The sequence below is a fragment of the Pseudonocardia sp. NPDC049154 genome (genome assembly GCF_040648315.1).
Classification (GTDB): Bacteria; Actinomycetota; Actinomycetes; order Mycobacteriales; family Pseudonocardiaceae; genus Pseudonocardia.
On sequence record NZ_JBEZDN010000030.1, the window covers coordinates 31364 to 41591 of the forward strand.

Sequence of the window (10228 nt, forward strand, 5' to 3'; positions counted from 1 at the left end):
GTTGTTGATCAGTCCTCGCGGCAGGCCGCGCAGCACTCCGGCTGCGGGTCCTCGTCGTGCTCCCCGTCGCGGTGCTCGGCGATCGGGTCGTCGATCACGTACTCCCCGAGCACGGGCGTCCAGCCCTTCCGCTGCTCTGTCGGGTGCGTGTCCAGCTCGTGCTCCGTGCTGCCGCACGGGCAGGTCGCCTCCGATCTCGGGTGGACCCCCTCGCCGCGGGCGAACGCGCGCAGCATCTCGAGGCTGTAGTCCTCGGCCTTGCCCGTCCCGCCGTCCTGCTCTGCGGGGTGCGTCAAGTCGAGGTGCAGCGCGTCGAGCGTCTGCGTGACCAGGTCGGCGACGTCCTCACGGTCCCACCGTCCGCTGACACCCGCGGCCTCCCAGCACCCTGCCAGCAGGTCCAAGAGCGCGGCACCCTCGCGCGTGGTCTTGTCGACCATCTTCCTCACCCTTCCGTTGTGTGTTCTGCCTGATCGGCAGCGGCAGCGCACGGACACCAGGCCCGTGCACCACCGTTGTTGATCAGGGCTCGCAGTCGCAGTCCTGCGTCATGGCTCCGCCGTGCTCCTCGCACGTGAACCAGTCGCCGTGCTCGTCGCGGATCCGGAGCTCGCGCTCGAACGCCTCCAGTGCCAGGCCCCACGACAGTTCGCGGTCCTGATGGCTCTGCGCCGTGCTGGCTGCCCCGATCATCCGCGGGGACAGTCCCGTCACCGTCGCGGCGAGGGCCGACTCTGCGCCCGGCGCCGTGGCGTCCAGCTCGAACAGGTCCGTCACGTGCACGCCGACGCGCTGCAAGGCGGCGCCGATGATGCACGCCCCGCCCTGGACGCCGTCCGGCCGCGCGTAACGGCACGTGCCGCGCGCCTGCGGTCGGTCGAGGTCGGCGCTGGTCGCGTTGCCCATGCGCCACTCGCGGGGGTAGACGTAGTCCTCCCCACGCTCGGCCACGGCCGCCCGGATCGCCTCGGCGAACGCCTGGTCCGTCGTCTCGATCATGATTCACCCTTCCGTCGGTTGGTCCGGCTGATCACCGGCCGCGTGGGCACGGCACGAGTCCGTGCCCCACGGTTGTTGATCAGATCCAGCGGTGCGACAAGGCATAGCCGGGGTCGCTGTGCATGCGGCCCGGCGTCCAGTCGGGGTTCCGCCACTCGTTCGCGTGGTCGTTCGCCGGGCATCGGTTCGGGCCCGACTGCTCACCGCTGCACGGGAACCCGTCGCGGTAGAGCGTGCGCGCCAGGCCGTAGACCAGGGCGAACCCCATGTCCATGCCGCAGCCGCCCACCTTGATCCCGCCGTAGCGGTTGTCGATCCGGTCACCGGTCGCACGGGCGACGAGGTAGCTCACGTCGTCGCCGTCCGCGTCGATGATCGAGATCGCACGGGTCATCCCGGAACGCGACACGTGCCGCAGCACGGTGCGCACGGTGGACCCGATCGGGAACAGGTCGCGGAGCTGCTTGATCGCGGCGTCGCGCTCTTCCTGATTGATCTTGGTAGCCATCTCTGTGTTCACCCTTCCGTTTCGTGGTCCGCCTGATCAGCGGCGCCGTGCCCACGGACTCGCGCCCGTGGACCAGCGTTGTTGATCAGACAAGTGCGTTGATCGCCTCGCGGTTGACGGAGAAGTTGATCTCGTTCTCCCATGCGCCGGCGCGTGCCTCGAACCGCATGCGCGCACCGCACTTGCAGTCACGGACCTGGAATGCCCCGGTGATCGACCGGCCGTAGCCGTCCCACCGGTGCCGAATGTGCTGGTCCTCCACGCGCAGCTCACGGAACCGATCGGCCGTGGCCCAGTGGAAGTAGTCCGCGCTGCGGTAGGCAGTCGGGATCGTGGCGCCGGGGTCCCGGCGGAAGACCTCCGCCAGGAAGATCCCCCACTCGTCCCACGTGGCCGCGATCATGTCTCGGTTCTGCCCGTACCGGGTACCGGTCCGTCCGGACCCCTCCAAGATCACGTCAAACGCGCGCTTGCGAGATCGGGAACCGCGCACCTCCATCCGGTACAGGCCCACGCCGGCCCGCGTAGCGGCGGCATAGATGTCCTCGGATGAGAGGTTGTCGCTGTGGATCCTCACTGTGTTCACCCTTCCTAGGTAGCTTGCTTGCCTCACCGTAGCAAGCATCGCTTGCTTGCCACAAGAGGCAATGTGGACCGGCTGATCACCGGCGGCAGGGCAGGGGTCACCCCCTGCACCACCGTTGTTGATCAGTCTGTGATCGGCTTCCGGTATCGCGCAGACGTTGCGGTCTGAAACCCGGGGGTTTCGCTGTAGCTCACCGCGAACCGTTCGAAGCCCTTACCGCGCATCCGTGCGGCAATGCCGGCCGCGCGCTGACGACGCGTGCCCCCGACCGCTTCGACGTCCACGAAGATCCACTCCGGCTCGCGGCCGGGCAGGTCGATCGTGTACTGCGCCGATGAGTTGACGTAGCTGTAGCCCATGATCATCACCCTTCCGTCGGTTCCGCCTGATCAGCGGCGGCCGACCACGGACCTGCGCCCGTGATCCACCGTTGTTGATCAGTCGTCGTCGCCCTCCTCGATTTCGATCCGCGCCATCGACAGTTCGTCACCGACGAGGTAGCACCACTCCGCGGTTGCCGCGTCGGTGATCCACCCGTCGTCCGGCTCCGCACCCATCCCGTGGCGGTACGCCTCCGCGTCCGCTTCAAGGAAGGCGAGCAGCGTGCCGGTCATCGCCCTGGCATCGACCGCGTCACCGACGCCGGACCGCAGGTCCGTGCCGGAGTGGAATCGGTCGCCCTTGACGAAGACGTCGTACGCGTAGGCGTTCCGCATCCCCCACGACGTGGGGTCGGCAACCTCGCCGATGTGCACGACGCTGATCACCGCGTCGTCGATCCGGACCGCGTATGCGCCCTCACACATGATCATCACCCTTCCTAGGTTGTCCGCTCTGATCAGCGGCGGCGCAGACACGGGTGTCCCCGTGCCCGACCGTTGTTGATCAGTGCTGCTCACACCACCGCACGTCCGCGTCGCGTACGTTGACCAGCGCTTCCCGACGGTCCGTCGGGTCGCCCCGGTATCCCTTCCCGAGTAGGCAGTCCCATGCCGATTCCGACACGTCGCCCGTGGTCACGTTGACCAGCGGGCTACCGCACGCGCCGGTCAAGATGATCGCTGCGCCGGCCACCAGGCCGACCATGATCCGCTTCACCGGTGGGCCTCGCCGTTGCACGGCGCCTGCCACGTGTCGCCCGTCGGCTCGCCGAGCAAGTCAACGACGTAGACGGTCACCCAACCGAGGCCGTGGTGGCACTCGGTACAGCGGTCCGCGTAGACGTCCCCCATGATCATCACCCTTCCGTTTCGTGATCCGGCTGATCACCGGCGGCGCGCGCTGGTCCTTCGACCAGCGCCACCGTTGTTGATCAGTCGTCGCCCCCGTCCTCCTCGGACCGGTACCGGGCTGCCATCGCTTCGACGCCCGGGACGCTGGGGAACGCATCGACCATGGCGTCCGGACCGACGACGTCGGCAAGCCGGACGAACGCGCCGTACTGCTGGTCCGTGTAGGTGTCCAGCTCTACGCGGTCGTTGTTGCTCATGATCATCACCCTTCCTAGCCGGCGCTGGTCTGGTGACCGGTGCTCGCACCGTGACCAGGGGGAAGGGATGGAGAGGGACGGAGGCCCTTGTACGTTGCAGCCTGCCGACGGTGGACGTTCCCTCACGGGCACACACTGCCTCCCGATCTTGGTACTTGCCAGGCGCGATGCCCGCTACTCCCGTGCTCGCCCCCCTCCATCCATCCCCCCTGGTCCAGTGCCAACGCGCGAGCTGGGCTCGCACGCCGGTACGAAGGAAGGAAGGTGCTGCCATCCGCTGGCAGAAGCGTGACGCCCCATTGCATCCCTGCTCCCCCGTGAGGGGGGCTAGTGAGGGAACCGGGCATTGAGTTCTCAACGAACAGGTGCGGTAGTCCGTGTCCCCACCGTGTGGTGAGGCCCTGCCCTACCTAGTGCGAGGCCCCTGCCTCGCCTTGCCCTCTGGCCTGCTGGCCCCTCGTCCTTGCTTGCCACCAAGCTTGCCCAGCGCGGCAAGCATGCGCAACCCCTGTCACCTGATTGGGGTAGTGCAAAGGGCATATCCGCAGGTCAAGGGCATGATCATCGTCTTCGCCGACCTGGCCGGCGCCGCGGCTACCACGTCGGCCGGCCGACGTCCAGGATCCTGCGCCGAGCGGCGCTGCCACAGAGAGCACCGCTCTGTCAACCCCCTCCGACCAGGCAAGAGCACTGCTCTCGTTGATCTTCGCATACCCCTACCCCCGGGGGGTACCCCCTGCCGGCCCTCGCCTCGGGACCGCTGGGGAGGGCTCCGAGATGTGCGGCAGGTTCAGAACCGGGGGGTATCCCGAATGGAGCAACGCCGGCGGCGGTGCTCACACGGGTTCCGCGCCGGGCTGCCGGCGCTCCGCCGCGCTTCGAGCGCGCGGCGTCCGACCTGCCTGGGTTGACGGCCGAGCAGAGCAAGATCGCCGAGGTCGGAGTGGTTGCCTGGGTGAGGGCAAGCGCCCGCCAGGGAGCGCTTGCCGCGTCGGGCAAGCTTAGTTTCGGATCGAGACTGACCGATCCTTCCGCGGCCCGCACTACAATCGAGCGAGCGAAGCGAGCGACGCAATCGAGCGGGCGAAGAGGTCGGGCCGAATAGGTCCGACCGACCGGGCCGCCCCCCGGAGGGGCGGCCGAGATCGGGTCGATCGGACCGGCCGCCCCCTGAAGGGCGGCCAGATCGGGTCCGATCGGGTCGACCCCCCGCCGGTTAAGGCGGGGTCTACCCAGAATCGTCCGACGCCGTGGGCGTCGGGAAGCCGTCCGACCGCGTGACCCGGGGTATACCGGGAGCCCGGCGGGCGCACTCCGCCAGCTTGAGCCCCAGGCTCACTGCTGGCGTGATCCTGCTGGATCCCACCGCGGGGGATCCGGAAGCCGTGCCGCCGGGCGGCCCGACCACTCGGGCGCCGGCGGTGCGCACGGGCCAGAGCCTGGTGTCGACGCCGACGAAGGCCGCACGCGGACCGTTGGCGGACGCGGGTTCGATTCCCGCCTGGTCCACTCACCCCGGAGGATCCATGCCCGTCCAGCCCGACGTCTACGCCGGGTCCGCGACGGCGGTCTCCGGCTCCTGGGCCAACCTCGGCAACGCCACCGGCTCCACGGCCGGCAACTACGCTGTCCTGACCGGCAACCAGGCGAACGCCACGTACCAGTGCGACCTGGCAGCGTTCGGTCTCGACACTGCCTTGCCGGCTGGCGCCGAGATCAGCAGCATCACAGTGGCGTTGCGCTGCTTCGTCAGCGACACCACCCGGGTCAACTCGGTGCAGGCCCAACTGTTCGACGGGGCCACGGCCATCGGCGCCCAGCAGGCGCTAACCAAGAGCACCTCGGCCACTACCTCGTCGTTCACGCGCAGCGGCCTGTCGATCGCCAAGGCCAACGCCGGGAACCTCAAGGTCCGGTTCGGCGCCACGTGGTGGATCCAGAACGTCTCCAGCACGGTGAGCCTGGACTGGGTCAGCCTGTCGGCGACCTACGCCGTCACCTCGGTGAATCTGCCACTGCACGACGCGCGCGCCGCCACGCGCGCGGACCGCAAGGTGATCACGCAGCGCACAGTGCTGGTCCTGCGCGACGCCCGAGGCGTCACGCGGATCGATAAGCCGCTGCTGTCGCAGCGGTCGGTGCTGGTGCTCGACGAGGCGCGCGCAGCCTCGCGGGCCGACCGGCCGAAGATCTCCCAGCTCCACTCCCCGGCGGTCGTCCACGACGCTCGCTCGAGCTCGCGGACCGAGGGGCCCACGCTGGCGCAAGCCAGTACGCCGGTCGTCCTCGGAGCACGAGCCGCGACGCGGGCGACAGCACCCACGCTCTCGCAGGCCTACTCCCTGATCGTTCGGGACGCGCGGTCGACATCGAGCACACGCTCCCCGGTGCTCGAGCAGGAGCAGCCGGTCGCCGTCCGGACCGCTGCGGCGGCCACCCGGGCCGACGAGGCACTCCTCTCGCAGCTCACCGAGGCTGTCGTCAGCGGTGCACGGTCCGAGGCTCGAGCCGAGACCGCGCTCCTGACGCAGGGCTCCGCCGTCGTCATGCCGGACACTCGGTCGGCGACACGGGCCGGGACACCGCTGATCACTCAGCTCTCCCCGGTGGGTGTCCACGACGCTCGCTCGGAGAGCGCTGCGGACACCGCGGTACTGGATCAGGCCCAGGCGGCAGTCGTTCGGGCCGCGCGCGCCGAGACGCGCGCCGGCTCTCCGGCGCTCGAGCAGCTCCACGAGCTCGTGGTTCGGAGCGCACGATCGGAGGCCACGGCCAGCCTGCCGGCGGTCTCCTCCATCGGCTTCACCGAGGTGCACGACGCTCGGAGCACGACGGTGGCGACGGCGCCGGAGCTGGCACAGCGCAGCGACCTCGTCGTCCGAAGTGCCCGGTTGTCGACGAGCGCGAGCTCGCCGAGGGTCGCGCCGATCGTCAACCTCGAGGTTTCGGGGGCGCGCGCCGCTACGCGCGCCGAGCGGCCAGAGCTCACGGTCGCCGGGGTCCCGATCCAGGTCCGCGAGGCCCGCGGCTCGAGCTCGGCCTCACGGCCGCGGCTCACGCAGGTCTCGCCGATGCAGGTCGGCGGCGTCCGCCTGAGCTCCCGGGCTACGTCACCTCGGGTCGCCTCGATCCTCGAGCTCACGGTCCGCGGGGCGCGCGCGAGCTCGCGGGCCACGGCCGCGCCGGTCGAGCAGGTCGTCGACCTGGCGGTGGTGCGGGCGCGCGCTCTCGCGCGTGCGAAGCGGATCCTCATCCTGCCGTTCATCCCGCTGCCTCCCGCGGAGCGCACGCTCTCGCTCCAGCCGGATCCCCGGCTCGTCCGGGCCGAGGCGGAGGCCCGGCGCATCGAAGTTCAGTCCGAGGGCCGTCGCCTCGCAGTCGCGGGGGAGGCCCGCCGCGCCTCGGTCGCGGCCAGCCCCCGCAAGATCACCGCATAGGAGCCCTCATGGCCGCCCTGTTCAACGACTCCGTCCTCGACGCCGCCCTCGACAAGATCGCCACGGGCAACGCCCTGCACATCTGCTCCGGCGCCCCGGCCGACCGCGCCGGAGTGCTCGCCGCCTCGTTGGCGACGACCACGCTGGCCTCGGGCGACTTCACGAAGGCGAACGGTGACGTGGACGGCCGCAAGGTCACCGTCGCGGCGAAGAACGGCGTCTCCGTGACCGCGTCCGGCACGCCCGCCTCGTACTGCGTCATCGACGGGACCAGCCTGCTCGCCCGCACCGACGTGGACGCCAGCTCGCCGGCGCTGACCTCGGGCTCGACGACCAACATCCCGGCCGTCGACTTCGAGATCGGTGACCCGACGGTCGTCTGATGATCTACTTCACGAAGGACCCCGACGCGAAGCTCGACTACGCGATCGACTGGTCGGCCTGGCTCGAGGACGGCGACACGATCACCGCCTCGACGTGGATCGTCCCCGAGGGCCTCACGGCCAGCGGCGAGACGATCGAGGGCGAGAAGACCGTCGTCTGGCTCGCCGGCGGCACCGCCGGCCAGTCCTACAAGGTGACCAACCGGGTCACCACCTCGGCCGGCCGCATCGACGACCGGACGCTCCAGGTGACCGTCCGGGAGCGGTAGTGCCACGGCGGCTCAAGGTCTGCTCGCGCCCCGGCTGCCCGAACCTCACCGACGCTGGCCGCTGCGCCGACTGCGCTCGAGCTGCGGACCGCAGCCGCGGCACGGCGGCCGAGCGGGGCTACGACAAGCGCTGGCGCCGCACGCGCGAGGACTTCCTCGACGAGAACCCGTTCTGCTCCGAGCCGGGGTGCCCGCTGCTGGCGACGGACGCCGACCACATCGACGGCCTGGGCCCGCTGGCGCCCCGCGGCCACGACTGGTCGAACCTCCGGCCGTTCTGCCACTCCCATCACTCGCAGCGCACCGCTCGAGACCAGCCCGGAGGGTGGCATGCGCCGTAGGAACCTCCCCGAGGTGCGGCACTGCTCCCTCGGCGACAGACCCGGCCCCGCCTAACGGCGGGGCTACCGGACGCCGGCGCAAGGCCGGCGCCTCACGACCGCGCAACGCGGACAGGAGAACGATCATGCCCCGAGGTGGTGCACGCACCCGGTCTGGCCCCGCGCCCGACCCGAACGCGCTGCGTCGCTCCCGCGACGCGGGGGAGTGGGTGACCCTCCCCGCGGAGGGCCGACAGGGACCGGAGCCCCGCTGGCCGCTGGCCGGCGAGCCGACCCCGCGTGAGGCCTACATCTGGCGCGGCCTGTGGAAGAAGCCGCAGGCCGTGATGTGGGAGGCCCTCGGCCTCGAGTTCGAGCTGGCGATCTACACCCGCCGACTCACCGAGGTGGAGCTCCCTGACGCCTCGGCGACCCTCGGCACGCTGGTGATGCGCATGGCCGACAACCTCGGCATCACCGTCCCGGGCATGCACTCGCTCAAGTGGAAGATCGGCACCGCGCCGTCGCAGGCCGCCGACGAGGACGACGAGCCTCCCTCGCCCGTGATCGACGCGCGGAACCGCTTCCGCGCGGAGCGGTGACCGGCTTCTTCTGGGACATCGACGGGAACAAGATCCCCGAGTTCCCCTCGCTGGGACCCCTGGTCGAGTCGTGGATCAGCCAGCACTGCGTGATCCCGGACCGGTTCAACGCCGGGGATCCGTGGGTGTCCTACGACTGGCAGGCCTGGGTCACGCTCAACCACTACCGCGTGAAGCCCGAGGCGAAGATCGGGCAGCTCGCATCGGCGTTTCACTACCGACGCTCGCTGGTCATCGGCCCGCAGAAGTCAGGCAAGGGCCCGGGCGCGGCCACCTGGACGCTGAACGAGGCGGTCGGGCCGGCGGTGTTCTGGGGCTGGGCCGGCGGCGGCGAGAAGTACCGCTGCGCGGACTGGGGTTGCTCGTGCGGCTGGTGGTACAAGTACGAGCACGGCGAGCCGATGGCTCGGCCGTGGCCGATGCCCCTGATCCAGCTCACGGCGAGCTCGTCGGACCAGGTCGCGAACGTCTACGACCCGCTCAAGAGCATGGTCAAGCAGGGCCCGCTGAGCGAGCTGCTGCGCGTGGGCGAGGAGTTCACGCGCATCGGCGACCAGGGCCGGATCGACGCGGTCACCTCGAGCGCACTGTCCCGCCTGGGCAACCCGGTGTCGTTCGTCCTGATGGACGAGACCGGCACCTGGAACGACGTCAACAAGCTGCGCAAGGTCGCCACCACCCAGCGCCGCGGCCTCGCCGGCATGGGCGGCCGAGCGATCGAGACGACGAACGCGCCCGACCCGTCCGAGGACTCGGTCGCGCAGCGCACGCTCGAGTCGAAGGCGACCGACATCTTCCGCTTCTGGCGGGAGCCCCCCAAGCACCTGAGCTGGAAGAACAAGGCCGAGCGTCGCAAGATCCTGGTCTACGTCTACAAGGGCTCGGACCACATCGACATCGACGCGATCGAGGCCGAGGCCGCCGAGATCGCGGAGACCGACCCGTCACAGGCTGAGCGCTTCTTCGGCAACCGCATGGTCTACGGCGCCGGCGCATGGGCCGACATCGAGAAGTGGGACGCCAAGGCGGAGCCCCGCGAGGTCCCGGAAGGGATCGAGGTCGTCGTCGGCTTCGACGGCTCGGATGTCGACGACCACACGGCCATCCGGTGCGAGACCAAGGAGGGCTACCAGTTCACGCCGACCTTCTCCGACGGTCGGCCGATGATCTGGAACCCCGCCGAGCACGGCGGCCAGGTGCCGCGGCTCGAGGTGGCCGCGGCCATTGACCGGGTCTTCGCGCAGTACCGCGTGGTCCGAATGTACGCGGACCCGCCGTGGTGGGAGACCGAGATCGACGAGTGGGCCGCGAAGTACGGCGAGACCGTGGTGCTCCGCTGGGCGACCTACCGCCCAGTGCAGATGCACGCCGCGGCCGAGCGGCTGCTGACCGACATCAACAAGGCGGACAGCACCTTCCGGCACGACGGCTGCTCGCTCACGCAGGTGCACGTGCGCAACGCGAGGAAGGCCCCGCGGCCGGCCGAGCGGTACGTGCTCGCCAAGCCGAGCCAGAGCCAGAAGATCGACGCCTGTGTGACCTCCGTGATCTGTCACGAGGCCGCGGGCGACGCCACGGCCGCCGGGCTGTGGACCACGACGTACGCCGTCTACATGGCGTGAGGAGGACAACCCC

At 70.1% G+C, this 10228-nt stretch carries 15 protein-coding genes and 1 other RNA gene; 7 read left to right on the forward strand and 9 right to left on the reverse strand.

What is annotated here, in order from left to right; all coding sequences use genetic code 11:
• Positions 1 to 8: 8 nt before the first annotated feature.
• The 9 genes from AB0B41_RS17115 to AB0B41_RS17155 all read right to left on the reverse strand — a co-directional run bounded on the left by AB0B41_RS17115 (position 9) and on the right by AB0B41_RS17155 (position 3582).
• Entirely contained in the window at positions 9 to 440 is a 432-nt protein-coding gene (locus AB0B41_RS17115) for a hypothetical protein (protein WP_358204029.1), read from the reverse strand.
• Between the two features lie 82 nt (positions 441 to 522).
• Positions 523 to 999, reverse strand: a complete 477-nt coding sequence (locus AB0B41_RS17120) for a hypothetical protein (protein WP_358204032.1) — start codon at positions 997 to 999, stop codon at positions 523 to 525.
• Between the two features lie 79 nt (positions 1000 to 1078).
• Positions 1079 to 1507 carry a hypothetical protein gene (locus tag AB0B41_RS17125; RefSeq protein WP_358204034.1) on the reverse strand — a complete coding sequence of 143 codons (429 nt, stop codon included), beginning with the start codon at positions 1505 to 1507 and terminating at the stop codon, positions 1079 to 1081.
• Between the two features lie 85 nt (positions 1508 to 1592).
• Positions 1593 to 1910, reverse strand: coding sequence for a hypothetical protein (locus tag AB0B41_RS17130; RefSeq protein ID WP_358204036.1), 318 nt, complete (start codon positions 1908 to 1910; stop codon positions 1593 to 1595).
• Positions 1911 to 2215: 305 nt separating this feature from the next.
• Entirely contained in the window at positions 2216 to 2452 is a 237-nt protein-coding gene (locus tag AB0B41_RS17135; protein WP_358204038.1) for a hypothetical protein, read from the reverse strand.
• A gap of 78 nt (positions 2453 to 2530) precedes the next feature.
• Positions 2531 to 2899 carry a hypothetical protein gene (locus tag AB0B41_RS17140; RefSeq protein ID WP_358204040.1) on the reverse strand — a complete coding sequence of 123 codons (369 nt, stop codon included), beginning with the start codon at positions 2897 to 2899 and terminating at the stop codon, positions 2531 to 2533.
• Between the two features lie 79 nt (positions 2900 to 2978).
• Complete coding sequence (locus AB0B41_RS17145; RefSeq protein ID WP_358204043.1) at positions 2979 to 3191, reverse strand: hypothetical protein; 213 nt, start codon at positions 3189 to 3191, stop codon at positions 2979 to 2981.
• Complete coding sequence (locus AB0B41_RS17150) at positions 3188 to 3325, reverse strand: hypothetical protein (protein WP_358204045.1); 138 nt, start codon at positions 3323 to 3325, stop codon at positions 3188 to 3190. The genes AB0B41_RS17145 and AB0B41_RS17150 overlap by 4 nt, the downstream gene beginning before the upstream one ends.
• Positions 3326 to 3405: 80 nt before the next feature.
• Positions 3406 to 3582 (reverse strand): hypothetical protein, encoded by a 177-nt coding sequence (locus tag AB0B41_RS17155; protein WP_358204047.1) that lies wholly within the window; start codon positions 3580 to 3582, stop codon positions 3406 to 3408.
• 1429 nt (positions 3583 to 5011) lie between these two features.
• Here AB0B41_RS17155 and ssrA point away from each other — a divergent pair.
• From ssrA to AB0B41_RS17190, 7 genes are all read left to right on the forward strand, one after another.
• Positions 5012 to 5094, forward strand: a transfer-messenger RNA (tmRNA) gene (gene ssrA / locus AB0B41_RS17160).
• Positions 5095 to 5108: 14 nt separating this feature from the next.
• Positions 5109 to 7019: a hypothetical protein gene (locus AB0B41_RS17165; RefSeq protein WP_358204050.1), complete on the forward strand. Its 1911-nt coding sequence runs from the start codon at positions 5109 to 5111 to the stop codon at positions 7017 to 7019.
• Between the two features lie 8 nt (positions 7020 to 7027).
• Positions 7028 to 7402 carry a hypothetical protein gene (locus AB0B41_RS17170; RefSeq protein ID WP_358204052.1) on the forward strand — a complete coding sequence of 125 codons (375 nt, stop codon included), beginning with the start codon at positions 7028 to 7030 and terminating at the stop codon, positions 7400 to 7402.
• Positions 7402 to 7671: a hypothetical protein gene (locus tag AB0B41_RS17175; protein WP_358204054.1), complete on the forward strand. Its 270-nt coding sequence runs from the start codon at positions 7402 to 7404 to the stop codon at positions 7669 to 7671. Before AB0B41_RS17170 ends, AB0B41_RS17175 begins: the two co-directional genes overlap by 1 nt.
• Positions 7671 to 8012: an HNH endonuclease signature motif containing protein gene (locus AB0B41_RS17180; RefSeq protein ID WP_358204057.1), complete on the forward strand. Its 342-nt coding sequence runs from the start codon at positions 7671 to 7673 to the stop codon at positions 8010 to 8012. The genes AB0B41_RS17175 and AB0B41_RS17180 overlap by 1 nt, the downstream gene beginning before the upstream one ends.
• Positions 8013 to 8221: 209 nt before the next feature.
• Positions 8222 to 8593: a hypothetical protein gene (locus AB0B41_RS17185; RefSeq protein ID WP_358204059.1), complete on the forward strand. Its 372-nt coding sequence runs from the start codon at positions 8222 to 8224 to the stop codon at positions 8591 to 8593.
• Entirely contained in the window at positions 8590 to 10215 is a 1626-nt protein-coding gene (locus tag AB0B41_RS17190) for a hypothetical protein (protein WP_358204062.1), read from the forward strand. The genes AB0B41_RS17185 and AB0B41_RS17190 overlap by 4 nt, the downstream gene beginning before the upstream one ends.
• Positions 10216 to 10228 lie beyond the last annotated feature (13 nt).